The organism is Sphingopyxis sp. JAI108 (assembly GCF_013410105.1).
GTDB classification, from domain to species: Bacteria; Pseudomonadota; Alphaproteobacteria; order Sphingomonadales; family Sphingomonadaceae; genus Sphingopyxis; species Sphingopyxis chilensis.
The window spans coordinates 2,215,949-2,238,883 of sequence record NZ_JACCCJ010000001.1; the positions used below are offsets into that span (position 1 = coordinate 2,215,949).

The window sequence follows — 22,935 nt, forward strand, 5'->3', positions numbered from 1 at the left end:
CCACTTCGGGAACCTCCTCGCGCGGCCATTGGTTCCCGATGCGTGCGCAAAGCCCCTCTTCTCCTGCTCCTCCTGCCCGCGTGCCATGCGCCCGCACCCCCCGACCGCTTTCGCGCGACCGGCGAGACGATCGCGATGAGCGGCGGGGACGCGGGTGCCAAGGCCGCCTGCTTCACCTGTCACGGGCTGAAAGGCGAAGGCGACGGGCGCGACGCGCCGCGCCTCGCCGGGCTCGATGCAGGATATCTCCACCGGCAGCTCGACGATTATGCGAACGGCCGCCGGGAACATGCCGCGATGCGCGAGATCGCCCGCAAGCTCGGCGACGGCGACAGATCGAAGGTGTCGGCCTATTATGCTTCGCTGCAGCCGACGGCGTGGCCGGTCGCAGCCCCTGACCCGGCGGGCGCCCGCATCTACGATATAGGCGATCCCACCCGCGGCCTTCCCTCTTGCGCCTCATGTCATGGCGAGAGCGGCGCCGGCGATGCGGCGAACCCGCCGCTGGCCGGTCAGCCCGCCGCCTTTATCTCGGGCCAGCTTACCGCATGGCGCGAAGCGAAGCGCAACAATGATCCGCTGGGCGAGATGCGCCGCGTCAGCCGCCTTCTTTCGCCTGCCGAGCTCGAGGCGGTGTCGCGTCATGCGGCGTCGTTTCCGCCCCGTCCTCCGGAAGTTCGGGCAACATCCCCCGCAGCACGTCGTGCCGATCCCAGAAATGATGCTTCAGGGCCGCGCCCACATGCATCGGAATCATCACGACCAGGAGGATGATCAGGAGCGCGTGGATGCCCTCGGCCCAGTCGAGGATCCACCACTGCCAGCCCTTTTCCAGACTGTCGAAGGGCATGTGCGGCCACGGCACAATTCCCCCCATCTCGAGCGGCTCACCGCCGGCCACCGACCACATCGCCCAGCCCGAGAGCGGCAGGCCGAAAAAGCAGAGGTAGAAAAGGATATGCGTCACATAGGCCGCTGCCGTCTGCCAGCCGAGACGGTCGGCATCGTTAACCGGTCCCGGGACGATCGTCCGCCAGATTGCGCGGAGCGCAGCGAGCAGGAGCATCAGCAGCCCGAGCTCGGCGTGAACCCGAAAGGCTTCCACTTTATCGCCGCCCGCATCGATGCGGCTCATCCGCCAGCCCCAGCCGAGCTGGAAGAGGATGAGCGCCGCCATCGTCCAGTGGAAAATCTGTCCGACCGGCGAATAGCGCCTGTCGTGGGCGTAGCGCGCCGCCCACGCCTGGATCGCCTCGATCACCCCGCCACCCGGCGCGGCTCGCCGAGCAGGTGCCACCCGGTCCACAGGGCTGCGCCAAGATAGAGGGCGGCGGCGGGCGCCCACATGATGAGCCCCGCGAGTTGCTGATCTTCGAGCGGCCCCAGCCCCCAGGCCGTCGTCGTCGCCAGATGGGGCAGATAAAGCGGGGTGCCAGCGAAGGTGATGAGCGCGCCGATCAGCCCCATCTGCACCATCATGACCAGCAGGAGACCGATCGCGAGCGGCGGTGAGGCCGATCGGAGCGACGTCCAGAATCCGAGTGCGGTCGCGAGCAGCGACAGCTGCATCAGCCAGAAGACACCGTCATGGGCCAAAGCGAAGGCATAGGGCGCCGGCGCATGCCAGATCCAGAAGGCGAGGATATGCGCAGCCGCCCAGAGAGCGCCGCCGCCGCGCGGCCGAAGCCGCGGCAGACCGAGCGCAAGCAGCGGAGCCGCAACCGCGGTCAAGACGATATGATGGGCGACGCGCACCGAGAAAAGCGCCGACGACAGGGCGCAGAGCGGCGAGACGAACAGCAGCGCGATCAGCCCGAAGCCGAACCAGAATGGGCCGGCGGCCTGCCGTCGCCTCGCGATCAGCGCTGCAATGCCCAGCGCCAGCAGTAGCCAGGGGTCGAGATTCCAGTGCATGATCCAGTCAGCCGGGATCGGCGCGGGACCGCAATAGGGAATAGAAGCAGTATCCATCGATTTGCCAACGTTGGGCCATATGCGCGGGTTCCGGGAAACCATTGAGCGCTCGGCGCATTGTCCAGACGGGGGCCAGCATGGAGATCTTATGGCAACGGCCCCATCGCCCCGCCTCGAACCGGCCTATCGCCGACGTGCCCCCCACCCGCTGCACGCCATCCTCCTTGCGTTCCCGCTCGCGCTGTTCAGCTGTGCGCTTCTTTCCGATATCACCTATGTCGAGAGCGCCGAGATGCAGTGGAGCAATTTCTCGGCCTGGCTAATCACGGGCGGGCTCATATTCGGGGCACCCGTGCTGCTATGGGCGGCCATAGCTTTCGTCCGGGGGCGGAAGGGCGCGACGCGCACGCCCGCCCTCGCCTATTTCCTGCTGATCCTCGTCATGTGGGTCGCGGGGCTCGTCAACGCCTTCAAGCATAGCCAAGATGCGTGGAGCTCGGTCGGCACTACCGGCGTGATACTCTCGGCCGTTTCCGCCCTCGCAGCAATTGCCTCTGCCTGGCTTCTCCACGCCGCCAAGGAGCCCCGCGCATGACCCGCCCGACATCTCTCACCCTCGTCGCCGTAGCGGCGATGGCGGCGCTGCTCGCAGGCTGCGGCAAAGGTGACGAAAAGCTCGACCAGACCGGCGCCAGCCCGAGCCTGCCGAAGATCGACGAGACGCTCGTCCCCCCAATGAAGATAGCGAGGCCCGCGGGCTGGAACGGCGAGCTTCCGACCGTTCCCGCGGGTTTCACGATCACGCCGGTCGCGACCGACCTCAAAATTCCGCGCCAGATCCTCATACTTCCCAATGGCGATATCCTTGTCGCCGAAGGGTCCGGCGGCCATGCGCCGAAACTCCGGCCCAAGGATGTGATCGCGGGCTATATCAAGAGCCTCGGCAAATCGTCGGTGAAGGGCGGCGACCGCATCACCCTGCTTCGCGACGCGGATGGCGACGGCAAACCCGAGCTTCGCACCAGCTTCATCAAGGACCTCGACGCCCCCTATGGCCTCGCGCTCGTCGGCAACAGCCTCTATGTCGCCAACCAGGGCGCCCTGCTTCGCTTCGCCTATACGCCGGGCGCGACAAGCATCGGGGGCAAGGGCGAGGAAGTCACCAAGCTCCCGGCGGCCATCAACCATCACTGGACGAAGTCGCTTGCGGCGAGCGCCGATGGCACGAAGCTCTATGTGGGTATCGGTTCGAACAGCAATATCGGCGAGCGTGGAATGAGCGTCGAGGAGGATCGCGCCGTCATCTGGGAGGTCGACGCCGCGACCGGCGCGAGCCGCATCTTCGTCTCGGGCATACGCAATCCGACCGCGCTCGCCCTCGAGCCTTCGTCCAACACCCTCTGGGCGGTGGTGAACGAACGCGACGAACTCGGGGCCGAACTCGTACCCGATTATCTGACCTCTGTACGCGAGGGCGCCTTCTACGGCTGGCCGTACAGCTATTGGGGACGCCACCCCGATCCGCGCGTCCATCCGCAAAAGCCCGAACTCGTCAGGACTGCGGTCGCGCCCGATTATGCGTTAGGCTCGCACGTTGCGCCGCTCGGACTGAGCTTCGCGACCGAAGGCGGTCTTCCGGGCTATGAGGCGGGCGCCTTCGTCGGCGAGCATGGCAGCTGGAACCGCCAGACCCTTGCGGGCTACAAGGTGAGCTTCGTCCCCTTCGCGAACGGACGCCCGGCCGCGAAGCCGAAGGATTTCGTGACCGGCTTCATCAAGGACGGTAAAGCGCGCGGCCGCCCCGTCGGCGTCACCTGGGACCCGGCGCGCGGTGCGCTCTGGATCGCCGATGATCTCTCGAACACTGTGTGGCGCGTCACCGGCCCACGCGCGCTCGCGATGCGATCGCCAGTCTCCCCGGCGGCCGGCCAGAAATAATCAGCTGGCGCCGCCCGGCTAGAAGCGGATCACGCGCCAGACATAATAAGCGAAGAGCGCCGCCATGATCGCGGTGCTCGCGGGACCGACCCATTTCTCGACGCCCTCGAAGCGCTCGGCGAGCAGATAGCCCGAGACCGCGAGCGCCGCGGTCCAGACGCCGGCACCGAGCGCCGACAGCAGCAGGAAGCGCGTCGGCGGCATCGCGAAAATGCCGGCGGGAATGGAGATTAGCGTCCGAAGACCGGGTATGAGATGGGCGAGCGGCACCGCCCATGTGCCGTGGCGGCAGAACCAGCGCTCGATCCGCGCGATATCGTCGTCGCTCAGCGTGATCCAACGCCCATGGCGGTCGGCCCAGCGGCGTAACCGCTCATCGCCGATCCTGCGCGCGATTATGTACCAAAAAAGCGCTCCGAGCAGGGTCCCCGCAAGTCCGGCAGCGATCACCAGCGGCAGGCTGTAGCGTCCGTCGGCGGCGCCGAAACCCGCGAGCGGCATGATGACCTCGGACGGGATCGGCGGGAAGACATTCTCGAGAAACATCAGGAGGACGATCCCGGCATAGCCCATCGTCTCGACGAGGTCGGTGATCCAGTCTGTCATGGCGCTTCTCCCGGCATCCGCGGGCCGACCGGCCGCCTGCTGACAACGAGCTATCGTCGATATGGATGCCGGCGCATCGTCGCACGGTCGGTCGTCGTCGCGGCCAATGGCCGGCGTCCATCTCAACGAGGCCCGGCGATTTGCCTTCACGGCAACCGATCGCATGCGGGAACATGCGCGCGCGCCGGACGTAGCCCTCCCATGACGCTTTGCATCACCGCCCCGTCTGATCCCGACAGTCTCGCCGTTTGCTCCGCGCGCATCACGGTGGCGGCGCGATGGTAGAACGAGCGGACATGGCGGGGGCGCAATCTCCATCGGCGCATATCAAGGCGAATATCGTCCTCTATGGGGCGCTCTTCGCCAATCTCGGCATTGCGGTCGCGAAGTTCGTAGCGGCCGCGATCAGCGGGTCCTCCTCGATGCTCTCGGAAGGCGTTCATTCGCTCGTCGACAGCGGCAACCAGATGCTTCTCCTCTACGGCCAGGGAAAAGCGAAGCGGCCAGCCGACAGTCGCCACCCGTTCGGGTACGGCCGCGAGCTCTATTTCTGGGCATTTGTTGTCGCGATCCTCATCTTCGCCGTTGGCGCCGGCATTTCGGTCTACGAGGGATGGATCCATTTTCGCGATCCCGAGCCGCTGCGCGATCCGACGATCAACTATGTCGTGCTCGGCATCGCGTTCCTGCTCGAGGGCGCGTCGTGGACGATCGCGGTTCGCGAATTCAACGCAGGGAGACGCGGCCTCGGCTGGTGGAAGGCCGTCCGCCGGTCCAAAGACCCGGCGGGCTTCATCGTGCTGTTCGAGGACAGCGCTGCGCTCGCCGGTCTCGCGATCGCCGCGTTCGGCATCTGGTTGAGCCATGCCACCGGCGACGCACGGATCGACGGTCTCGCCTCGATGGCCATCGGAGCGATTCTTGGGGCGGTCGCCGTTCTACTCGCAAGGGAAGCGAAGGAGCTGTTGATCGGCGAGGCGGCCGACCCCGAACTGATTGCGCAAATCTGGGCCATCGTCGAACGCCGCCCCGAAATTACCGCGGTCAATCATGTGCGTACGATCCACACCGCCCCCAACGCCATCTTTGTCGCAGTGAGCGCGGATTTCGAGGACCTTCTCCCCATGGGCGACGCCGAAACGCTGATCGAGGCAATCGAGACCGAGCTCAAGGCGGCGTCGAGCGATATCAGTTCGATCTATATTCGCCCCGAGAAACAGTCCGACGCCCTCGTCCAGCCGCGCCCGCAAATGGCGGCCGATCCGGAAGGATCGGACTAGGCTTTGAGTGCGCCCGGTCACAACTGAAGCCGGATCGTCGGGCAAGCCCATCGAACGGTGCCAGAAAAACGCCTTCACCCTTGCACGTTCGGCTCTCCGGACGGAACCTTTGCCGCGGGCTCTTCCTGCGAAGGAGTGCGATCATGAAAAACGAACCCAAGAAGGGTGAGGAGGCGATTTGGATAAGTCACGGCGGGCGCGCCGAGGGCAAGATCGCGCGGAGGATCACCGGAGCGATGGACGTCAAGGACCATCATGTGCAGCATCGCCCTCGAAGCCTGAATTTCTCGCAGATGCCGCCGAAGGCAAGCGCGCGGCACACAAAGCAGCCGCCTTGAAGCGCAAATAGGAAAAGCGGAAAGAAGCAGCCGCTGACCGACCGTCGCATTCAAGGCAGTCCGACTGCCGCTCACGATGCAGCCTCGATCATGATCTGGAGCGCGACGGCGACCGCAAGATCGAGAACATTGCTGCGGCCGATGTCGCCAAAATGAAAGTCCTCGACCCGCACGGCGTCGACGTTTGCCATGCCGATGTACACGAGACCTACCTCCTCACGACCTTCGCGCGGCCCGCAAAACCCAGTTATCGCAATGGCAAGGTCGGCGCGGCTCGTTCGAAGGGCACCGGTCGCCATCGCCGCCGCAACCTCGGGATTGACCGCCGCTGCCCGTTCGGCGTCCTCCCGGGAAACACCGAGCATCTCGCATTTGGCGTCGATCGAATAGGCGACGAAGCCGCGCTCGAGGTGGGGACCGAGCGCAGCGTCGGCTGCGAGGACGGCGGCGAGCTGACCGCCGGTGCAGCTTTCGGCCGTCACGAACCGTAAGGTCCTGCCAGCAAGATGCCGGGCCAGCTTGCGACGGCGTCGTTCGATCAGCGTCGCTGCGCTCACGCTACATTGTGGCGAGTTCGGCGGGGGGCAGCCCCGTGGTCTCGGCCTGGCGCTTCAGTTCTTCCTTCCGGGCAAGCATTCTTTCACCCAGCGCGTCGAGGTCGACGTCCGCGGCGCGCGCCTGCTGAAACATATTGTCGTGCTGCTTTTCCTCTTCCTTCACATGATGCTTGATCTCTTCGGACAGCACCGTAACCTTCGCCTCGAAGAACTCGTCCGCGGGACCGGATGCAACGATCTCGTTGATCAGGATCTTGGCGCCGTCATGTTCGACATAGGCTTCTTTCAGGAGGTCGTCGTCGATCTTGCCCTTGAGCGCCGGATAGAAGACCTCTTCCTCGATCTGCGCATGGATCTTGAGCTCGGTGCAAATCTGGTCGGCGATCTTGGCCTTGCGGTCGGTCCCGCTGGCCTTCTCGAATTCCTCGAAAAGGGCTTCGACCGCACGGTGGTCGGCGGCGAGGATATGGGTCGCGTCAGTGTCGATTTCGCTAGGTTTCATGGCAGTCTCCATCATCATGCCCCGCCCCTGTGCAGCGCGCGGCGAGCCCGAAAGTTGCCGACCCTTCGATCACACCGCGCGATCGTCGGCGTCGCGCTGGTGCGCCTCGCCGCCCGATCGCTTGATGAAGCTGATCTTGCCTTGCGGCTCGAGGATCGCCCATTCGACGTCCGAGAGGTGGGCGATGCCCGCGAGCCGCATCTCGGACTCGATTTCGTCGGCGGTGAGCCGGTCGCGGTGGAGATTGTCGCGAATGATTTCGCCCTGCTTGACCACGACGCGCGGTTGACCTTCGAGCATGTTCTTGAGTCGGGGAAAGAGATAGGTCGCCCAGCTCAGCGTGAGCGCCCAGAAGGCAAAGGTGACGATCGCGAGCAGCGCACCGGTCAGGCTGAAATCATTGTGCGTGACGCCCTGCTGGATGAGGTCGCCCATCACGACGAGAAGCACCAGCTCGAAGGGCGTCATCTGCCCGAGTTCGCGCTTCCCCAACAGACGGAGCAGCGCATAGAGAAGGAAAAACATCGCGCTCGCGCGGCGGACGATATCCATCAGGGAAGAACCTCGATGTGGAGCGGCATGCCGCCGAGCCGCCGCTCGCCATCGAACAGCGCAATCTCACCCTCGGTTCCGGCGAAGAGCGGCGGATTGATCTGCCCGTCGATCTTGACGACGAGTGTCTCGCCTGCACGAAGTTCGCCGTAGGAAAAGCGATAGGCACCCCCCTTGAAGCTCTCCTCGGAGGCAGCGGGGATCATCGTGTTGATGGTCATGTCGGTCCAGAGCGACGGCGAGACCGCAAGCACGGCGTCGGACATATCTTGCGACGCCTCGATACGAATGCGGGTTTCGAAAAACTCGCCGTTGCGGATGACCGAGGGCGTCTTCACCTCAAGCCGCGCCGCGCCGAAATCTTCGCTGCGCAGCGGACTTGTCTGCCCGCCGACGAGGCCCGACAGCGCCAAGGCGATTATCACCGCGAGGATGATGAAAGAGATAGGGCTCGCGTGGCGGTGCCAGTGCTGCCCCGAAATCATTGTCTCGCTGATCCCGTCGGGCCGAGAGCCGGCGGCGCCCGCCCCGCAATCCTCGGCCGGGGTCTGCGCTGCTTCACGTCTCCCGCCAGTCAAGCGAGCGGCTTCGGCCACGACCGGGCAAGGTAGGTCCGAACCGCATCGGCATGTTCGCCAACGGCGGCGACCGCGATCAATATCTCGGACTGGCTGATCCCGAGAATGCACGCCCAGGCGCGCATCGCATCGGGTTCGCTGCGATCGATCCGGCCACTTTCGAACGTCTGATGGATCATGCCCGTCTCCCGTCGATGTTAGCGGGCGAACGCATATCAAATGTGAAAGTTGCGGTAGCGGCGCCCGTCGCGACAGGCCAAAATCGCGTCGCAATCGACCGTCCAAATATCACATTAAGCGTCGCCTTTCGGTCTCACGAGCGCGCCGCGAAACGCTGCGACACCGCGAAAGTTGCGCGGCGGGGCTAAGATAAATCGGCGGCCCTGCACGCAACTTTTTCGCACCGCAGAGGGTTTCTCGAACCAGACCCCACAGCCAATGGAGATCATCATGAGCGTCAAGGGACAGATCAAGGAAGCTGCCGGTTATGTGAAGGAAGAAGCCTTCGAAAATGGCGACTCCCCTGAGGCCAAGCGCAAGGCACAGGAAGGCCGCGACCTTCGCAACGAAGGCCGTATCGAAGATGGCAAGCCGCCGAAGACGGGTACCCCCGGCACCGAAAACTAATCCTCCCAGCCAGGTTGATGGCACCCTCGGGTCCGCTCACGCGGACCCCTTTTTTTGGCATCACTTCGCGGCGAGATTCGATTGCTGCAAAGCAAGTTGGCCGAACTTCAGCGGCCCCGGAGCATTGGTGCAGCATGATCCGCATCGCCTTTCTCGGAGTTGGCCCGACCACCCTCTACACCTTGCACGCGCTGCTTGAGCAAAGCCCCCACCCTTTCCGGCTTTCCATCTATGAAGCGCAGCCGAGCGCCGGGCGCAGAGCGCCCTATCAGCCGGGCTGGAACGACCCCGCCATGCTGGCGAAGATCGCGAGCATCGAAATCCCGCCGGTCGCCGAATCGCCGTGCGACTGGCTGCGGCGCCAGGCCCCCGAGCGGCTCGTCGATCTCGTCGTCGATCCCGTCATGATCGGCGAACGCACCTTCTATCTGCATCGCGCTCGGCGAATATTTCCGCGATCAGTTTCGACGCGCTCCGGGGATCACAAGCTCGCACAAGATGGGCCTCGTGGTGGGCGAGCAGCTGGCCGCGGTCATCGCCGAGGCGCAGGCCGAGGAGGCGGCAGTATGAAGCTGTGCACCAATTACATCGGCGGCGAGATGGCTGGCGCCAATATCGAGCTGCACGACATGCGCTTCGTCGCTGCGCCGACCATTGCTGACACCTATGATGCGCTTCGCCGGCAATGGTGGGGCACGCCCGGCATCCTCCATATCGACTGCTGGGCCGAGATCGAGCAGCCGATGGCTACGGCATCATCCTGAGGCCCGAGTCGTTCGAGAGCCCCGAGCGGCTCTATTATGTCAGTCTTGGCGGCTATGTCACGGAGGCGGGCTGAGGTTCCCCGGAACATTGGGTACGACGTCGCGTTAGCGCGACCGGATTTCAGCGATGCGATGACCGTCAAGTCGTAGTACTTCAAGCATGTTCGCCGCTATTCCGATACTCTGCGTCAGACCGGCATTTGCGCGCTATTCGCATAGGGTTTGGCATCCTGCCGCCCTATAGACGAAGGGCGCCGTGACCGGCGCCCTTCACCCTGCCCTTAGGGAAGGCAGTCTTATTTCTTCTGCGTGTCGCCGACGCCGGTTTCGGAGGGAGCGATCTCGCCGTTGTCGTCCATCGCATTGGCTTTTTCTTCGCCCTGCTCTTCGACAACGTCGGCCTTCTGCTCCATTGCTTCCTTGGCGGGCCCCTCAGGCATCGCGTCGGCCTGATCGTCGATCGCTTCCGCCTTTGTTTCGGCCTGGTCTTCCACCTTGTCGGCGGCGGGGCTCTGGCAGGCGCCGAGCGCAAGGGCCGAGGTAGCAGCAAGGGTTACGAACAGCTTTTTCATCGAAAGTCTCCCTGTTGATGACTGCCCAGCTAACGCGGCGCGGCCCATCGGGTTCCTCAAACCTCCCCGGTGAAAATCGTCAGCGTCTCGCCGCCATGATACGCGCGACCATGTCCTCGTCGCGAAGCCGCCGCCAGCGGGCCTCGACGAAGCTGTGGACCCCGAACAGGAAAAGGCCCGCAGCGACGAGCAGATAGAGCGGCGGATTGTCTGTCAGCGCCGAGAGTGCGTCGCCGAGCCCCCTGACCTCGCCCGCTGTGCCGAACCAGCCGCCGCGCACGAGCGAGACGCCGATCACCGCGAACACCACCGCGCGCGCAGCAAGTCCCACGCGGCCAACGGGCACCGCCCAGGCGGGTGCTTCCGCATCGAGATCCTTCGCGAACTCGGTGGTCCAGGCCTTTACGGCTTGCTGCGCGGCTGCCGCGAGGAATGCGGCGCCGACCAGCCCGAGCAGCAGGCCGCCGAGGGGCAAGTCGAGCAGCATAGCCGCCGCCTGTTTCTCGCGGCCCTCTGCCGCCCCTTTGCCCGAGGCGAGGCGGAGCGCCGCCCAGGCGAGGATGAAATGCGCGATGCCGCTCGCGGCATAACCCACGCGTACGGCGATACCCTTGGCGCCCGTCCCCTTGTTTTCGCTATCCAGCGCCGCCCCGTAGAGGCGGTAGCCACCGTAGAGCGCGAGCCCCATCGCGAGAAGGGCGAGCAGGATCGCGCCAGCGGGCATGTCCCGGACCGAGCGAAACACGGCTTGAGGGCTGGGGTCGTCGGCGGACGAGCCGCTGAGCGCGATCCAGGCAAGCAGGCAATAGACGACGCCGCGCGCGAACCACCCGGTGCGCGCAAATGTCTCGAGCCGCCGAAGCCTGTTCATGATGCCTGTCCCGATGGTTGACCATCAAGCCAACGCCCGCTGCCCCCCGCAGTTCCCGCTACTCCGAGCCGCGGCGCGGGCCCCGGCCTCTCCTTTCCCGGCAGGCGCCGTTGCGCTCGCCGCCGCCCATACGGCGAAGGCCCGTTAGAGGTCTGCCGGTTCAGCCGGATTTTCTCGCGAAGGCCCCGGCCACAAAGTCACGGCCGATCCGCAGGCCAACCGGATCGACGCTGTGCGCGACACCGTAGGAGATATGGGTCTCGACCTCGACGCCGAGCCGCTTCAATTGGCTCTCCGACATGTGCAGCGCTGCGATCGGAACGACGGGGTCGGCTGTGCCATGTACCAGTAGCACGGGCGGTTTCGACGGGAGATGATGCGCAAGATCCGCCGCGCCGGCGAGCATGCCCGAGTAGCCGACGATCGCGGCAACGGGGCGCGGGCGGCGAAGACCCACCTGAAGCGCCATCATCGTGCCCTGGCTGAATCCCACCAGGGCAAGATCGGACTCGCTGAGCCCATATTGCGCGAGCTTCCGGTCGATGAACGCGTCGATCGCAGGCGCTGCCGATGCCGCACCCGCAGCGAGCGCCGACGGCGCGAAGCCCGAGAGCCCCCACCATTGGTAGCCCGCGCCCATCATCGAACATCGCTGTGGCGCGTGCGGCGCAAGAAACAGCGTGTCCGGCAGGGCCTCCTGCCATTGCGGCGCGAGCGAGATCATGTCGGTGCCGCTCGAGCCGAAGCCATGGAGCAACAACACGATGTTCTTGGGGGCGCTGCCGGAGCGAGGCTGCAGGCTGGCGCCGTTGACGATCTTGGACAGGTTTCTTCTCTCAGCTTCGGCGCCGGCCAGCGGCCCGCGATCAGGGTACAGCGGGCGGCAGGGATTGCGAAGGTGCATAGGTAGATAGGCGACCGCGCATTTCCACCCCCCGCTCGCTGGCAGCTTGGCGATTCGCGCTGCGGCATGCGCGCCCGCGGCCACAGGCTTCGCCCTTAGGGCGCGGACATCTGACCCTTAGCGCGCCCGTATTGCGATAGCGGAGACGCCATTTGCCGGATCGGTCGCTGCCAACGCATCGCCAAGCTTCGCAACCTTCCAGCTAATGCGGCGACACTTGTCTCTGGGGATTTTGGACACCGTGCCCGCGACCTGACGGAACCCGGCCGGGGCCCGTTGGTTGAGCAAGACGGGGGCCGGATATGGAGAGCTGTCATGCCCCGCGGCGACAAATCGAGCTATACCGACAAGCAGAAGCGCAAAGCCGAGCATATCGAGGAAGGGTATGAGAAGCGGGGCGTCGGCAAGAAGGAAGCCGAAAGCCGCGCGTGGGCTACGGTGAACAAGGAGTCGGGTGGCGGCAACAAATCGGGCTCCGGTCGCGGCAAACCCGATACCCATGAATCTTCGCGAAAGGGCGGCCGGATCGGCGGCTCGAGTCAAAGCAGCGAGAAGCGGTCCGCCGCCACCAAAAAGGGTTGGGAGACCCGGCGCCGAAATGTAAAAGGATAAGGGCTGAAGCGGGTCAAGCGACCGGGTCAAGAGCCCCCTAGACCGGTGCCCCGGCCCAAGCCGCTCCACCGTCCTTGTCACAATTTTTCAGACGATCGACGAGGCGTCTCCGCTCCGCCGCCACTTCGCGCAGGAGCCGAACCGCAGCCTCCGGGTCGAGGCCTACGGGATCGAGAAGCCCTTGATCGATGCGCGAGATGAGGTCGGAGACGAACTGGAGTTCCTTACCGGTCTGCATCAGAAATTTGTCGCTCTGGTTCATGGCTGTGCAACGCCCGGCGTCGCGGCGGGCTGCATCCGGCGGTCGATGAGCCGGCCCACGCCGCGACAAGCCGGTCTTGGCCAACTTTCCAAAAGGTCCGCGGCAATCGGCTACGGAGGACCGGGTGCGACCTGGCCACTCAGGCGAGAAATCGATATAACCTGCGTTAATCGGGCCGAGGTTTCCGGGCTTTCCGGGAGAAGGAGCGGCAACTCGCCCCCTCCACCAGCGTTCCCTCGACCATGGCTCATCCAGTCTCGAATTGCACAAGTCGGACCGCTTCGACACATCGGGTCGCGGCGACAGGTAGAGCCTCATCCATAGCGAACGGCAGGAGGCGTCGCTCGAATGCGGAGCTTCGGCCGGATGCCGCGAGCGGCGTGGACGCTGCACCCGCCTTACCGCACAGCGCTGCCGCTGCCCGCTCCGGCACGCCCTTCCCAAAGAACGGATGGTACCCAAACGCACCCTCCGCGCCGCAAGAAAGTTGATCCCATGTCTGCGACGATCCAGCCCGTCATCCTTTGCGGCGGTGCCGGCACGCGCCTCTGGCCCGCTTCGCGCGGCGCGCGTGCAAAACAGTTTCTCGACATCATCGGCGAGGCGAGCCTGTTCGCCCGGACGCTCGAGAGGGCAAGCGGCCGCGGCTTTTCGGCGCCGCTCATCGTGTGCGGCGCCGAGCATGTCGCCATGGTGCGCGAACAGGCGGAGGGGCGCGACCTTCGGCTGATCGTCGAGCCGGCGGCGCGCAATACCGCCGCGGCCATCGCGCTCGCTGTCGCTTCGGCGGCGGATGACGCGCTTCTGCTCGTGATGCCGAGCGATCATGTCATCACCGATGTCCAAGCCTTTCGCGACGCGATCGCGAAAGCGGCCGACCTGGCGCGCAGCGACTGGCTCGTCACCTTCGGTGTCGCGCCCGACCGGCCCGACACGGGCTTTGGCTATATCGCCAGCGGCGCGCCCCTCGGCAGCACGGGCTTTGCCGTCGACCGCTTCGTCGAAAAGCCGCCGCTCGCCGAAGCCGAAGCGATGCTCCACGAGGGCGGCTACAGCTGGAACGCCGGCATTTTCCTGTTCCGGGCGGGCCGCATGCGCGAGGCGATGCTCGCGCACTGCCCCGCGATCTATCGCGCGGCGGAAGCTGCCGTCGCCAATGCGCTGCACGATGGGGACGCCCTCCATGCGGCGCGAGAACCGTTCGAGCAGGCACCATCGGATTCGATCGACTATGCCGTGATGGAAAAGGACGCGCGCGTCGCGGTCGTCCCCGTGTCGATGGGCTGGTCGGATCTCGGGAGCTGGCAGGCGGTGCACGCGCTCGCCGACGCCGACGACGCCGGCAATGCCTGCCGCGACGATCTCTTCGCGCACGACAGCCACAATTGTCTGGTCCGCGCACCCGGCAAGCGCGTATCGCTCGTCGGCTTGGACAATGTCGGGGTCATCGTCGACGGCGACGACATCCTCGTCATCGCGCTCGACCGGTCGCAGGAGGTCCGGGCTGCAGCCCGGGCGCGCCAGTGACATGCTCGCCAAGGCCTCTATTCGCCCGGATCAGCGCAACTGGCTGTCCTTGCTCCCCCGGCGGTTGAAACCGCCCGGCCGCCGTTCGGCGTCGCGGATCGACTGACATCCGATGCAAGTGCGGCTCGCCGGCAAGGCCTTTCGCCGCGCGGCGGGGATCCGCTCGCCGCAATCGTCGCAATAGTCCGCGCCGGTGCCGGACAGCAGACGCAGGCGCGCCTCCTTCACGGCGTCGCTCACCGTGTCGTCGATCTGCTCCTGAACGGCGCCGTCGCGCGCCCAGCCATTGGCCATCTTCGCACTCCATATCTCATCGCGGACGCCGGTCGTTTGCCGCGCGTTCAACATGGGAACGCGTGGGAGCGCGGGCAAGTTGCTCCCGCAGGCGGGAACGATCGCGCGCCCGGATGGTCTTGAGTCCATGGCCAGACGGACCGCCAGACCGACACCCCCAGGTCATGCCGCCTCGCCGCCGCGCGGCGGACGAAAGGCAGCCGCTCTCCCGCCCTTCCGTCCGGTCCAGCTCGCAAGCCTTGTCGACAGCGTCCCCGCAGGGAACGGCTGGGTCCATGAGATGAAGTATGACGGCTACCGTTTGCTGATCGCGGTCGGCGGCGGCGAGGCCCGCGCCTATACGCGCTCGGGTCTCGACTGGTCCGCGCGCTTCGCGTCACTGCTCGCCGAAGCGGCGAAGCTCAAGGTCCGGAGCGCGCTGATCGATGGCGAAGCCGTCGTGCTCGGTGCCGACGGCCGCTCGAGCTTCCAGTCGCTGCAAAATGCCCTCAAGTCCGCACCGGAAAGCATCGACTATTTCGCGTTCGACCTGCTCGAGCTCGACGGCGAGGATCTGGCGGACCTGCCGCTCCTCGACCGCAAGGCGCGCCTCGCCAAAATCCTTCCCAAGGCCGCGAAGCATATCCGCTACTCGGACCATATTGAGGGCAGCGGCGAGAAGCTTCTGCAGAGCTTCTGCGCTGCGGGTCTCGAAGGCGTCATCTCGAAGAAGGCCGATGCGCGTTACATCGGCTCGCGCGCGGGTAGCTGGCTCAAGGCCAAATGCATCAAGCGGCAGGAGTTCGTCATCGTCGGCTGGACGCCCTCGGACAAACCGCGCTCGTTCCGATCGCTCATGCTCGGCGTGCATGAGCAGGGCGAGCTGCGCTACGCCGGAAAGGTCGGGACAGGTTTCGATACAGCGGAGCTGTTCCGCCTCAAGGCGATGATGAAGCCGCTCGAGCGAAAGAAGCCGACGGTAAAGGCGCCCCGCGCCGAGACGCGCGGCGCGCACTGGATCGAGCCGAAGCTCGTCGCCGAGATCGCCTATACCGAGATGACCAACGAAGGCACGCTACGCCATCCGAGCTATCTCGGGCTTCGCGAGGACAAGAAACCCGAGGCGGTCGTCCTCGAGAGCGAAGACTCCGTCGCCGAGGCGACGAGCGCATCGCCCATTCCGATCAGCAATCCGGACCGCGTCATCTATCCCGAGGCCGGGCTCACCAAGGGCGAGCTCGCGGCCTATTATGCCGCGGTCGCCCCGATCATGCTGCCCTGGGCGGGCTCGCGCCCGATCAGCCTCGTGCGCTGTCCGCGGGGCCGCGCCAAGAAATGCTTCTTCCAGAAGCATGATGCCGGAAGCTTCGGCGATGCGGTGAAGCAGGTCGCGATTCTGGAAAAGGATGGCGACGACCAGCCCTATCTCTACATGGACACGCCCGAGGGGATGATGACCTGCGTCCAGATGGGCACGATCGAGTTTCATGGCTGGGGAGCGCGCATCGAGGATGTCGAGAAGGCCGACCGGCTGGTCTTCGATCTCGATCCCGATGTCGGCCTAGACTTCGAGGCGGTGCGCAGCGCCGCCTTCCAGTTCCGCAATATCCTCCAGCAAATGGGCCTCGAGACCTTCCCGATGCTTACCGGCGGCAAGGGCGTCCATGTGATCGCCCCGCTCGTGCCGCGCGCCGAATGGCCCGAGGTGAAGGATTTCGCGCACCGGCTCGCACGCGCCGTCGCGCAGATGGATCCGGGCCGCTTCACCGCCGCGCTTCCCAAGGCGCAGCGCGAGGGCCGGATCTTCGTCGATTACCTCCGCAACCAGCGCGGCGCGACTGCGGTCATGCCCTATTCGGCGCGCGCCCGCGAAGGCGCGCCGGTCGCCGCACCCATCAGCTGGAAGGAGATGGAGACGATCGACAAGCCGTCGCATTTCCGCATCACCGATGCGAAGGCGCTGCTGAAGCGCGCGAGCCTCAAGGCGCTGCAAGGCTGGGGCCGCGCCGACCAGATGCTGCCCGACCTGTGAAGATCGCGACCTATAATGTGAACGGCATTGGCGGGCGGCTTGTCATCCTGCTCAATTGGCTCAAGCTTGCCGAGCCCGACATCGTCTGCCTGCAGGAATTGAAGGCGCCGCAGGAGAATTTCCCCGAGAGGGCGATCCGCGATGCGGGCTATGATGTGATCTGGCATGGCCAGAGCCGCTGGAACGGCGTCGCGATGCTGAGCCGCGTCGGCGAGATCCATGAGACGCGGCGCGGGCTTCCCGGCGATCCCACGGACGAACAGAGCCGCTATATCGAGGCCGCGGTCGGCGGCATCCTCGTCGCCGGCCTCTATCTTCCCAACGGCAATCCCTGGCCGGGCCCGAAGTTCGACTACAAGCTCCAATGGATGGCGCGCCTAGAGGCGCATCTGGCGACGCTCTTCTGCCTCGACGCGCCGGTCGTCGTCTGCGGCGACTTCAACGTCATCCCGACCGATCTCGATGTCTACAAGCCCGAGAATTGGAAGAAGGACGCGCTCTTCGCGCCGGAAGCAAAGGCCGCCTACCGACGCATCCTCGGCCAGGGCTGGACCGACGCGATCCGTCACCTGCATCCCGATGAGCGCATCTACAGCTTCTGGGCTTATTGGCGGCGCTCGTTCGAGCGCAACGCCGGCATCCGCATCGACCATCTGCTGCTCAACAAGCCCGCGGCGAAGCGGCTCAAGGCCGCCGGCGTCGACACCCGGCCGCGCGCGCTCGAGAAGACAAGCGACCATGCCCCGGCATGGATCGAGCTCGGCGAAGGTTCCGGCAAGCGAAAGCGCAAGGTTTCATGACCCGCACGATCACTGGCTGGAAGCTTCCGCCCGCCGAGCGCGAGCGACTGCTCAGCCGGTTCGAACCACGCTATGCCGAGGTGGTCGCCGATCATGTAACGCTGCGCTTCGGAACGGACGCCGACACGCCGCTCCCCGATCCATGCTCGGGCGAGATCATCGGCGAGGTCGACGACGGCGCGGGCGTGCAGGCGCTTATCGTCCGCATCGGGGGAACCACCGATCGCGGCGATGGCAGCCATTATCATATCACCTGGTCGCTTGCGCCGGGGCGCGAGGCTAAGGAGAGCAACGACGTGCTTGCAGCGACGAAGTGGCAGCGGGTGCATCCACCGATCGACATCCCTCTCTCGCCCGCACGCTGGAGCGCCTGACAGGCATCGCCACGCCAGGCCGCCGGCGGTGAGCGTTGGCGGCGCGTAGGCTCGCGGCTGCCCGGCCGTATCGGGGGCCTGCCGTTCCGGTCCGGTTGTTGCCGATCCTCTCGCCGCTGCGAATGCCCGCGCGGAACGCTCGGCGACCGCGCGCATTGAAGGAGTCTTGTCAAAGGAGTGAGTGACGATGGCTGCGCGTCCCTATTGGAAAGGCCAGATCCGCCTGGCGCTCGTCTCGATCCCGGTCGAGGTCTATTCGGCGACAAAGAGCGGGGCGACGATCGCATTCAACCAGATTCACGAGCCGACGGGCAAACGCATCAAATATGAAAAGGTCGTGCCCGGCGTCGGCCCGGTCGATCTCGACGAGATCGTCAAGGGCTTCCAATATGCGAAGGACCAATATGTTCTGCTCGACGACGAGGAGATCGAGGGGGTCAAGCTCGAGAGCAAGAAGACGCTCGAACTCACCCAGTTCGTCGAGGCCGAGGATATCGACGAGATATATTTCGAGAAGCCCTATTATGTCGTGCCCGCCGACGAGCTCGCCGAGGAAGCCTTCATCGTCCTGCGCGAAGCGCTCCGCCGCACCCGCAAGGTCGGGCTGGGCCAGCTCGCGATGCGCGGCCGCGAATATGTCGTGAGCATCAAGGCATGCGGCCGCGGCCTTGTCATGGAGACGCTGCGTTATGCCGACGAGGTCAACAAGGCGGCGAGCTATTTCCGCGATATCGCCGACAGCGAGCCCGATGACGACCTGCTCGATCTCGCGACGACGCTGATCGACAAGAAGACGGGCAAGTTCGACGCGACCGACTTTCACGATCGCTATGTCGAGGCGCTGAAGGAGCTCATCGAGCGCAAGAAGAAGGGCAAGACGCTCAATCTCGACGACGGGAAGGAGGAGAAGGCACCGAGTGGATCGAATGTCGTCGACCTGATGGCGGCGCTCAAGAAGTCGATCGGCGACGGCGGCGGCAAGGCGAAATCCGCCGCGAAAAAGGCGCCCGCCAAAAAGGCTCCGGCAAAAAAAGCCCCCGCGAGGAGCGCGGCGCGCAAGCGCGCATGAGCGGCGCCCCCGCAGGCGTGCGATCCGCCTTGCGGCGATCAGGCGCCGGGACCGAACCGCTTGCGCGCCGGATCGCGCTCGCACCGGAAACGATCCTTGATATGCGCGTTGAAGAAGGCGCCGAGCGACGCCGCGCTGCACAGCCCCTCGTAGATTTCGCGGGAGACGCCATGATAAAGATATTTGCCGCTGCCCCTGAAGGTAACGGCCAGCACCGCCGCCGCCTCGTCATAGGCGACATGCTCGATCATGGTCGAACGGGTGAAGCGGCGCGCGCGCATGCAGACAGAGCGCGTGGCACAAGCCGGGGTTCCCGGCCGCGCGCCGCCGGGCAGGCGCGGCGGACCCGAGCGAACCCACCCGCCCCGCCCGCCCCGCCACCCCGCCTCGCCCTCCCTTTCCGGCCCTGATCGATGGCGACCGAGCCGACAGCCGACGAGCTCCGCGCCATGGCGGAACATCGCGGCATGAAACTCGTTCGGTCGCGTAAGCGCACCCCCGGTGTCGGCGACTTCGGGAAATTCGGCCTCACCGATGGAGCGGGAAAGCCGCTCCTCGGGATCGGCAAGCAAGGTCTCACGGCGAGCGCGGCCGATGTCGCGCAATATTTGCGCGGCGGTGCGGCGAACAGCTGGAAGCTCTCGGCCGAGCGCGAGCCCCAAGCCAAAACTCCCAAAAAGCCGCGCAAACCGGCTGCACCCGCCGAAGAGCCGGCTTCGATCCGCCGCCGCGCAAGGACCGCCGCGCCGCCGCCATCGCGAAGGCGGCAGGATCCGCCGCCGCCGCCAAGGGCCAAACCCGTCTTGAGGAGCGTCGAACCCGAAGCTCCGCCCGCGCCCGAACTCAACCTGCGGCCAGCGACAGCCAAGGACAGGAAGGCGCTCTCACGTCTGCTCGCCCAGCTTGCCGATCCGCCCAAGCGCGGTTCGCTCGACGCGAACTTCGACGCGATCGGCAAATCGGGGGCCGGACTTCTTATCGCCGAAGTCGGCGTGCCGGTCGGGTGCTGCGCCTGGGCCGTCGTTCCGACCCTGCAGCACGGCCTTGTCGGCCGCGTGAGTCTGCTGCTCGTCGACGGCAATCATCGCCGCAGCGGTGTCGGAACGGCGCTCGTTGCTGCCGCCGAGGCGGCGCTCGCCAAGGCCGGATGTGCCACGATCGAGGTCATGAGCGACATCATGATCGACAACGCCCACAACTTCTTCCGAGCTCTCAAATTCGAACAGAAAAGCTACCGGTTCGTGCGCGCGACCAGATCGTTGCAAAAAGCCCGGCGAGACTGAGCACGCGCCGTCAAAGCTCCTTGCATTCTGGCACCCTGTATCGCGCGACGCTTGCCGTACGGCATAGCAATAAAGCATTACCCCGGGAACGAAGCGCCGCGCGCCACGTCCTTTTTCCATGCGGTCCGCAGGATCTTCGCGTGATCGACCAACGGATGAGATATGTTCTAACGCCTGCAAATTCTTGCCCAGCACGCGATGCCGAAGCGGCGCCTCACCGAATTCGCCGGCCGCGTCGCCGCGTCGTCCGGCCGCCACACCCCCAGGCTTATCCGCTGGTTCGTCGCCAGATATGGCGTTGACCTGAGCGAGGCCGAGGATCCCGATATTCGCAGCTATGCAAGCTTCAACGACTTCTTCACCCGCCCGCTGAAGGCCGGCGTCCGTCCGCTCGCCGACGCCGATTTCATCTGCCCGGTCGATGGCGCCATCAGCCAGTTCGGCGCAATCGACGATCATCAGATCGTCCAGGCCAAGGGCCACCACTTCACCACCGCCGACCTGCTGGGCGGCGACAGCGCGCTTGCCGCGACCTTTCGAGACGGCAGTTTCGCCAATCTCTATCTCTCGCCGAAGGATTATCACCGGCTGCACATGCCGTGCGACGGCGAGCTCATGCGCATGATCTACGTCCCAGGGGCGTTATTCTCGGTCAACCCGACCACGGCGCGCGGAGTGCGCGGGCTCTTCGCGCGCAACGAGCGCGTCATATGCCTGTTCGAGTCTCCATCCCACGGGCGTTTCGCGATGATCCTCGTGGGCGCGACCATCGTCGGCAGCATCGCGACGGTCTGGCATGGCGTGGTGAACGCGAAGCGACCCGGCAGGATTGCGGAGTGGTCCTATGCCCCCCATGAAGTTGCCCTTACCAGGGGCGAGGAAATGGGACGCTTCCTCCTCGGCTCGACGATCGTGATGCTGTTCGAGAAGTCGGCGATCGCCTTCAATCCCGAATGGTTTCCCGAACGGTCGGTGCGGCTCGGCGAGCCCATGGGCAGCGCTTCCCCTACCCACCCCTACGGGTGAGGCACGCGCTGCGCGATCCGTTTGCGAGCCGGTAAGGGGCCGCGAGCATCCGCTGTGCTGATTGTGATCCGCCGTTAGCGGACCTTCTGTTCCTGGTGGCGAACTCCAGAAGCCCCCCGGACACAACCGCGGGAACCGCGCGACCGTCCCGAACATTTCGTCTCGGGGGGCCCAAGGAGACGTCATGCCCGAACCCCTTACTGCCACCGCCATCAATTGCTCCTTGTCGGCGAAGGGCCGCAAAAGCTCGACCGACGCCATGATCGCGGTGCTCGCCGAGCATTTCGCCAAGCACGACGTCGTCGTCGGAAAGCCGATCCGCATCGCGGCGCATGACGTCAAATGGGGCGTTTCTTCCGATGAGGGCGAGGGCGATGCGTGGCCGCAGATCCGCGAGCAGATACTCGCCTCGGATATTCTCATTTTCGGCACGCCTATCTGGATGGGGCAACCCTCGAGCGTTGCGAAGCTGGTCCTCGAGCGGATGGACGCCTTTCTCGACGAAACCGACGAGGCAGGTCGCATGCCGAGCTATTCGAAGGTGGCGGTTGCCGCCGTCGTCGGCAACGAAGATGGCGCGCACCATGTATGCGCGGAGCTTTTCCAGTCGCTCAACGACACCGGCTGGACCATCCCCGCGGTCGCGGGCTGCTACTGGGTCGGCGAAGCGATGGGTTCGGTCGACTTCAAGGATCTCGAACACCGCCCGCGAATGATCACCAAGACCGCTAGCATGGTTGCGAGCAACGCCGCCCATCTCGCACGGCTGCTGAAGCGATCCCCCTACCCCGGCTGAACGATCGAGACCGCTGCGTATCGGTCGCTGGTTCCGCTGCGCCAAAATCGCATCGCGCAAACGCTGCAGGCGGATGCGACCGGCGACATGATCGAGAGCAGAAGGGCCTTAATCGCACGGCACCCGAACGGCGCCGTCGCCGCCTTCGTGCTTATTCGCACCCAGAGGTGCGCTTGAGCGATCGCCCCGCGCGGGCCGAGGAGTGCCTCGCCCCCCTGCAATCAAAGCCTAGTCGATCCAGAGGCCTCGCGCCCGGTGCCACGCCTCCAGTGCGTCGTCAGGATAGCCCTCGAAGCACAGATCATCAGGGCCGATCAGGGGCTCCACCCACGACGCCTTCGACCCCAGCATCATGTGTACGTGCGACGGAGCCTTGGGCAGGTCACTGTCGATCGCAGAGGCGAAGGGATGGAAAAGATCCGGATAATCGGGGCTGAATACCCACAGCGCGCTGGCGCACAGGGCACAGAAATGGCGTTCGGCGGAACTCAGCTCGCAGCCCTCCCGGCCATCGTCAAGAGCCGCATGAAAAACTGCCGTTCTGCCATCCACGATCAGCGTATTCTTGTCGGCGTGGAGATTGATTACATATCCGCCGCCCCCGGCGGTCTTTCTGCAAATCGAGCAATAGCAGCGCATAAACGGTACCGGTGCGTGGCTGTCTGCGGAAAAGCGGACCGCTCCGCAGCGGCACGAGCCTTCAAGCTTCAGAGGCATATCCAGATCCTTTCGGTCCGAAACCCTCAAAAGCAAGTGCCGGTTGCTTCCTCGCCCTGCCAATCCCGCATACTGTCATCGACCTCGGATCGACTTTCGGCGGTCAGTCAGAGGTTAACGAACCTCGCAAGACCGCAATCCTCGAGTATTATCGCCGTGAC

At 65.3% G+C, this 22,935-nt stretch carries 30 protein-coding genes and 1 pseudogene; 16 read left to right on the forward strand and 15 right to left on the reverse strand.

Features of this window, described 5'->3' with window-relative positions; all coding sequences use genetic code 11:
• Positions 1 to 135 precede the first annotated feature (135 nt).
• Positions 136 to 573 (forward strand): annotated as a pseudogene (locus tag HDC29_RS19440) (cytochrome c); the annotation flags it as partial.
• Positions 574 to 598: 25 nt separating this feature from the next.
• Here HDC29_RS19440 and HDC29_RS19260 read toward each other — a convergent pair.
• A complete protein-coding gene (locus HDC29_RS19260) occupies positions 599 to 1,261 on the reverse strand; it encodes a cytochrome b (protein ID WP_373562785.1) in 663 nt (220 codons plus the stop codon).
• Positions 1,258 to 1,971: a cytochrome c oxidase assembly protein gene (locus HDC29_RS10715; protein WP_179496987.1), complete on the reverse strand. Its 714-nt coding sequence runs from the start codon at positions 1,969 to 1,971 to the stop codon at positions 1,258 to 1,260. The genes HDC29_RS19260 and HDC29_RS10715 overlap by 4 nt, the downstream gene beginning before the upstream one ends.
• 91 nt (positions 1,972 to 2,062) lie before the next feature.
• Here HDC29_RS10715 and HDC29_RS10720 point away from each other — a divergent pair, with 91 nt between their 5' ends.
• Both HDC29_RS10720 and HDC29_RS10725 read left to right on the forward strand, forming a co-directional pair.
• A complete protein-coding gene (locus HDC29_RS10720) occupies positions 2,063 to 2,509 on the forward strand; it encodes a DUF2231 domain-containing protein (protein ID WP_179496989.1) in 447 nt (148 codons plus the stop codon).
• The gene (locus HDC29_RS10725; protein ID WP_179496991.1) at positions 2,506 to 3,852 is read left to right on the forward strand and encodes a sorbosone dehydrogenase family protein; all 1,347 of its coding nucleotides are present in this window, start codon (positions 2,506 to 2,508) and stop codon (positions 3,850 to 3,852) included. Before HDC29_RS10720 ends, HDC29_RS10725 begins: the two co-directional genes overlap by 4 nt.
• 18 nt (positions 3,853 to 3,870) lie before the next feature.
• Here the strand turns inward: HDC29_RS10725 and HDC29_RS10730 are convergent, their stop codons facing one another.
• Positions 3,871 to 4,458 (reverse strand): DedA family protein, encoded by a 588-nt coding sequence (locus tag HDC29_RS10730; protein ID WP_179496994.1) that lies wholly within the window; start codon positions 4,456 to 4,458, stop codon positions 3,871 to 3,873.
• 296 nt (positions 4,459 to 4,754) lie between these two features.
• Here HDC29_RS10730 and HDC29_RS10735 point away from each other — a divergent pair, with 296 nt between their 5' ends.
• Both HDC29_RS10735 and HDC29_RS10740 read left to right on the forward strand, forming a co-directional pair.
• The gene (locus HDC29_RS10735; protein WP_179496996.1) at positions 4,755 to 5,738 is read left to right on the forward strand and encodes a cation diffusion facilitator family transporter; all 984 of its coding nucleotides are present in this window, start codon (positions 4,755 to 4,757) and stop codon (positions 5,736 to 5,738) included.
• Positions 5,739 to 5,881: 143 nt separating this feature from the next.
• Positions 5,882 to 6,076 (forward strand): hypothetical protein, encoded by a 195-nt coding sequence (locus HDC29_RS10740; protein ID WP_179496998.1) that lies wholly within the window; start codon positions 5,882 to 5,884, stop codon positions 6,074 to 6,076.
• Positions 6,077 to 6,147: 71 nt separating this feature from the next.
• On the opposite strand, the gene HDC29_RS10745 is transcribed toward HDC29_RS10740, so the two are convergent.
• From HDC29_RS10745 to HDC29_RS10765, 5 genes are all read right to left on the reverse strand, one after another.
• Entirely contained in the window at positions 6,148 to 6,633 is a 486-nt protein-coding gene (locus HDC29_RS10745; protein ID WP_179497006.1) for a nicotinamide-nucleotide amidohydrolase family protein, read from the reverse strand.
• A 1-nt stretch (position 6,634) separates the two neighbouring features.
• The gene (locus HDC29_RS10750) at positions 6,635 to 7,135 is read right to left on the reverse strand and encodes a hemerythrin domain-containing protein (RefSeq protein WP_179497008.1); all 501 of its coding nucleotides are present in this window, start codon (positions 7,133 to 7,135) and stop codon (positions 6,635 to 6,637) included.
• Between the two features lie 69 nt (positions 7,136 to 7,204).
• Positions 7,205 to 7,687, reverse strand: coding sequence for a DUF421 domain-containing protein (locus tag HDC29_RS10755; RefSeq protein WP_179497010.1), 483 nt, complete (start codon positions 7,685 to 7,687; stop codon positions 7,205 to 7,207).
• Complete coding sequence (locus HDC29_RS10760; RefSeq protein WP_179497012.1) at positions 7,687 to 8,172, reverse strand: hypothetical protein; 486 nt, start codon at positions 8,170 to 8,172, stop codon at positions 7,687 to 7,689. The genes HDC29_RS10755 and HDC29_RS10760 overlap by 1 nt, the downstream gene beginning before the upstream one ends.
• An 89-nt stretch (positions 8,173 to 8,261) precedes the next feature.
• Positions 8,262 to 8,444 carry a DUF3606 domain-containing protein gene (locus HDC29_RS10765; RefSeq protein ID WP_179497014.1) on the reverse strand — a complete coding sequence of 61 codons (183 nt, stop codon included), beginning with the start codon at positions 8,442 to 8,444 and terminating at the stop codon, positions 8,262 to 8,264.
• A gap of 271 nt (positions 8,445 to 8,715) precedes the next feature.
• Between HDC29_RS10765 and HDC29_RS10770 the strand changes: the two genes are divergently transcribed.
• Together HDC29_RS10770 and HDC29_RS19265 are read left to right on the forward strand one after the other, a co-directional pair.
• Positions 8,716 to 8,892 (forward strand): hypothetical protein, encoded by a 177-nt coding sequence (locus tag HDC29_RS10770; RefSeq protein WP_167346272.1) that lies wholly within the window; start codon positions 8,716 to 8,718, stop codon positions 8,890 to 8,892.
• Positions 8,893 to 9,026: 134 nt separating this feature from the next.
• Positions 9,027 to 9,656, forward strand: coding sequence for a DUF1543 domain-containing protein (locus tag HDC29_RS19265; protein ID WP_257018154.1), 630 nt, complete (start codon positions 9,027 to 9,029; stop codon positions 9,654 to 9,656).
• A gap of 296 nt (positions 9,657 to 9,952) precedes the next feature.
• On the opposite strand, the gene HDC29_RS10785 is transcribed toward HDC29_RS19265, so the two are convergent.
• From HDC29_RS10785 to HDC29_RS10795, 3 genes are all read right to left on the reverse strand, one after another.
• Positions 9,953 to 10,228 (reverse strand): hypothetical protein, encoded by a 276-nt coding sequence (locus tag HDC29_RS10785; protein ID WP_179497016.1) that lies wholly within the window; start codon positions 10,226 to 10,228, stop codon positions 9,953 to 9,955.
• A 79-nt stretch (positions 10,229 to 10,307) separates the two neighbouring features.
• Positions 10,308 to 11,099: a DUF1206 domain-containing protein gene (locus HDC29_RS10790; RefSeq protein WP_179497018.1), complete on the reverse strand. Its 792-nt coding sequence runs from the start codon at positions 11,097 to 11,099 to the stop codon at positions 10,308 to 10,310.
• A 160-nt stretch (positions 11,100 to 11,259) separates the two neighbouring features.
• Entirely contained in the window at positions 11,260 to 12,087 is an 828-nt protein-coding gene (locus HDC29_RS10795) for an alpha/beta hydrolase (protein WP_373562786.1), read from the reverse strand.
• 231 nt (positions 12,088 to 12,318) lie between these two features.
• Here HDC29_RS10795 and HDC29_RS10800 point away from each other — a divergent pair, with 231 nt between their 5' ends.
• A complete protein-coding gene (locus HDC29_RS10800; protein ID WP_179497020.1) occupies positions 12,319 to 12,615 on the forward strand; it encodes a plasmid stabilization protein in 297 nt (98 codons plus the stop codon).
• Between the two features lie 37 nt (positions 12,616 to 12,652).
• Here HDC29_RS10800 and HDC29_RS10805 read toward each other — a convergent pair whose 3' ends face one another.
• Positions 12,653 to 12,877, reverse strand: a complete 225-nt coding sequence (locus tag HDC29_RS10805) for a hypothetical protein (protein WP_179497022.1) — start codon at positions 12,875 to 12,877, stop codon at positions 12,653 to 12,655.
• 495 nt (positions 12,878 to 13,372) lie between these two features.
• Here HDC29_RS10805 and HDC29_RS10810 point away from each other — a divergent pair, with 495 nt between their 5' ends.
• Positions 13,373 to 14,404: a mannose-1-phosphate guanylyltransferase gene (locus HDC29_RS10810; protein ID WP_179497024.1), complete on the forward strand. Its 1,032-nt coding sequence runs from the start codon at positions 13,373 to 13,375 to the stop codon at positions 14,402 to 14,404.
• Between the two features lie 30 nt (positions 14,405 to 14,434).
• Here the strand turns inward: HDC29_RS10810 and HDC29_RS10815 are convergent, their stop codons facing one another.
• Positions 14,435 to 14,698 (reverse strand): DksA/TraR family C4-type zinc finger protein, encoded by a 264-nt coding sequence (locus tag HDC29_RS10815; protein ID WP_179497026.1) that lies wholly within the window; start codon positions 14,696 to 14,698, stop codon positions 14,435 to 14,437.
• A 127-nt stretch (positions 14,699 to 14,825) separates the two neighbouring features.
• Between HDC29_RS10815 and ligD the strand changes: the two genes are divergently transcribed.
• The 4 genes from ligD to HDC29_RS10835 all read left to right on the forward strand — a co-directional run bounded on the left by ligD (position 14,826) and on the right by HDC29_RS10835 (position 18,952).
• Positions 14,826 to 16,709, forward strand: a complete 1,884-nt coding sequence (ligD, locus tag HDC29_RS10820; RefSeq protein WP_257018155.1) for a DNA ligase D — start codon at positions 14,826 to 14,828, stop codon at positions 16,707 to 16,709.
• On the forward strand, positions 16,706 to 17,509 hold the full coding sequence (gene xth, locus HDC29_RS10825) for an exodeoxyribonuclease III (RefSeq protein WP_179497030.1): 804 nt from the start codon (positions 16,706 to 16,708) through the stop codon (positions 17,507 to 17,509). The genes ligD and xth overlap by 4 nt, the downstream gene beginning before the upstream one ends.
• Positions 17,506 to 17,883, forward strand: coding sequence for a hypothetical protein (locus HDC29_RS10830; protein ID WP_179497031.1), 378 nt, complete (start codon positions 17,506 to 17,508; stop codon positions 17,881 to 17,883). Before xth ends, HDC29_RS10830 begins: the two co-directional genes overlap by 4 nt.
• 187 nt (positions 17,884 to 18,070) lie before the next feature.
• The gene (locus HDC29_RS10835; protein WP_179497033.1) at positions 18,071 to 18,952 is read left to right on the forward strand and encodes a Ku protein; all 882 of its coding nucleotides are present in this window, start codon (positions 18,071 to 18,073) and stop codon (positions 18,950 to 18,952) included.
• A gap of 38 nt (positions 18,953 to 18,990) precedes the next feature.
• Here the strand turns inward: HDC29_RS10835 and HDC29_RS10840 are convergent, their stop codons facing one another.
• Entirely contained in the window at positions 18,991 to 19,233 is a 243-nt protein-coding gene (locus HDC29_RS10840) for a KTSC domain-containing protein (protein WP_257018156.1), read from the reverse strand.
• A 168-nt stretch (positions 19,234 to 19,401) separates the two neighbouring features.
• Between HDC29_RS10840 and HDC29_RS10845 the strand changes: the two genes are divergently transcribed.
• From HDC29_RS10845 to HDC29_RS10855, 3 genes are all read left to right on the forward strand, one after another.
• Positions 19,402 to 20,235, forward strand: coding sequence for a GNAT family N-acetyltransferase (locus tag HDC29_RS10845; protein ID WP_257018157.1), 834 nt, complete (start codon positions 19,402 to 19,404; stop codon positions 20,233 to 20,235).
• A gap of 198 nt (positions 20,236 to 20,433) precedes the next feature.
• The gene (gene asd, locus HDC29_RS10850) at positions 20,434 to 21,261 is read left to right on the forward strand and encodes an archaetidylserine decarboxylase (RefSeq protein ID WP_179497035.1); all 828 of its coding nucleotides are present in this window, start codon (positions 20,434 to 20,436) and stop codon (positions 21,259 to 21,261) included.
• A gap of 184 nt (positions 21,262 to 21,445) precedes the next feature.
• Complete coding sequence (locus tag HDC29_RS10855; RefSeq protein ID WP_179497036.1) at positions 21,446 to 22,057, forward strand: flavodoxin family protein; 612 nt, start codon at positions 21,446 to 21,448, stop codon at positions 22,055 to 22,057.
• Between the two features lie 228 nt (positions 22,058 to 22,285).
• Here the strand turns inward: HDC29_RS10855 and HDC29_RS10860 are convergent, their stop codons facing one another.
• A complete protein-coding gene (locus HDC29_RS10860; RefSeq protein WP_179497037.1) occupies positions 22,286 to 22,774 on the reverse strand; it encodes a GFA family protein in 489 nt (162 codons plus the stop codon).
• Between the last annotated feature and the right edge of the window lie 161 nt (positions 22,775 to 22,935).

Coding starts and splice junctions, on each gene's coding strand:
- HDC29_RS10750 (WP_179497008.1), bottom strand. CDS start 7,135: ATGAAACCTAGCGAAATCGACACTGACGCGACCCATATCCTCGCCGCC.
- HDC29_RS10815 (WP_179497026.1), bottom strand. CDS start 14,698: ATGGCCAATGGCTGGGCGCGCGACGGCGCCGTTCAGGAGCAGATCGAC.
- HDC29_RS10740 (WP_179496998.1), top strand. CDS start 5,882: ATGAAAAACGAACCCAAGAAGGGTGAGGAGGCGATTTGGATAAGTCAC.
- HDC29_RS10845 (WP_257018157.1), top strand. CDS start 19,402: ATGGCGGAACATCGCGGCATGAAACTCGTTCGGTCGCGTAAGCGCACC.
- HDC29_RS10805 (WP_179497022.1), bottom strand. CDS start 12,877: ATGAACCAGAGCGACAAATTTCTGATGCAGACCGGTAAGGAACTCCAG.
- HDC29_RS10765 (WP_179497014.1), bottom strand. CDS start 8,444: ATGATCCATCAGACGTTCGAAAGTGGCCGGATCGATCGCAGCGAACCC.
- HDC29_RS10760 (WP_179497012.1), bottom strand. CDS start 8,172: ATGATTTCGGGGCAGCACTGGCACCGCCACGCGAGCCCTATCTCTTTC.
- ligD (WP_257018155.1), top strand. CDS start 14,826: ATGGCCAGACGGACCGCCAGACCGACACCCCCAGGTCATGCCGCCTCG.
- asd (WP_179497035.1), top strand. CDS start 20,434: ATGCCGAAGCGGCGCCTCACCGAATTCGCCGGCCGCGTCGCCGCGTCG.
- HDC29_RS10735 (WP_179496996.1), top strand. CDS start 4,755: ATGGCGGGGGCGCAATCTCCATCGGCGCATATCAAGGCGAATATCGTC.
- HDC29_RS10855 (WP_179497036.1), top strand. CDS start 21,446: ATGCCCGAACCCCTTACTGCCACCGCCATCAATTGCTCCTTGTCGGCG.
- HDC29_RS10720 (WP_179496989.1), top strand. CDS start 2,063: ATGGCAACGGCCCCATCGCCCCGCCTCGAACCGGCCTATCGCCGACGT.
- HDC29_RS10840 (WP_257018156.1), bottom strand. CDS start 19,233: ATGCGCGCGCGCCGCTTCACCCGTTCGACCATGATCGAGCATGTCGCC.
- HDC29_RS10715 (WP_179496987.1), bottom strand. CDS start 1,971: ATGGATACTGCTTCTATTCCCTATTGCGGTCCCGCGCCGATCCCGGCT.
- HDC29_RS10860 (WP_179497037.1), bottom strand. CDS start 22,774: ATGCCTCTGAAGCTTGAAGGCTCGTGCCGCTGCGGAGCGGTCCGCTTT.
- HDC29_RS10790 (WP_179497018.1), bottom strand. CDS start 11,099: ATGAACAGGCTTCGGCGGCTCGAGACATTTGCGCGCACCGGGTGGTTC.
- HDC29_RS19265 (WP_257018154.1), top strand. CDS start 9,027: ATGATCCGCATCGCCTTTCTCGGAGTTGGCCCGACCACCCTCTACACC.
- HDC29_RS10730 (WP_179496994.1), bottom strand. CDS start 4,458: ATGACAGACTGGATCACCGACCTCGTCGAGACGATGGGCTATGCCGGG.
- HDC29_RS10830 (WP_179497031.1), top strand. CDS start 17,506: ATGACCCGCACGATCACTGGCTGGAAGCTTCCGCCCGCCGAGCGCGAG.
- HDC29_RS10770 (WP_167346272.1), top strand. CDS start 8,716: ATGAGCGTCAAGGGACAGATCAAGGAAGCTGCCGGTTATGTGAAGGAA.
- HDC29_RS10810 (WP_179497024.1), top strand. CDS start 13,373: ATGTCTGCGACGATCCAGCCCGTCATCCTTTGCGGCGGTGCCGGCACG.
- HDC29_RS10785 (WP_179497016.1), bottom strand. CDS start 10,228: ATGAAAAAGCTGTTCGTAACCCTTGCTGCTACCTCGGCCCTTGCGCTC.
- HDC29_RS10800 (WP_179497020.1), top strand. CDS start 12,319: ATGCCCCGCGGCGACAAATCGAGCTATACCGACAAGCAGAAGCGCAAA.
- HDC29_RS10725 (WP_179496991.1), top strand. CDS start 2,506: ATGACCCGCCCGACATCTCTCACCCTCGTCGCCGTAGCGGCGATGGCG.
- HDC29_RS10755 (WP_179497010.1), bottom strand. CDS start 7,687: ATGGATATCGTCCGCCGCGCGAGCGCGATGTTTTTCCTTCTCTATGCG.
- HDC29_RS10835 (WP_179497033.1), top strand. CDS start 18,071: ATGGCTGCGCGTCCCTATTGGAAAGGCCAGATCCGCCTGGCGCTCGTC.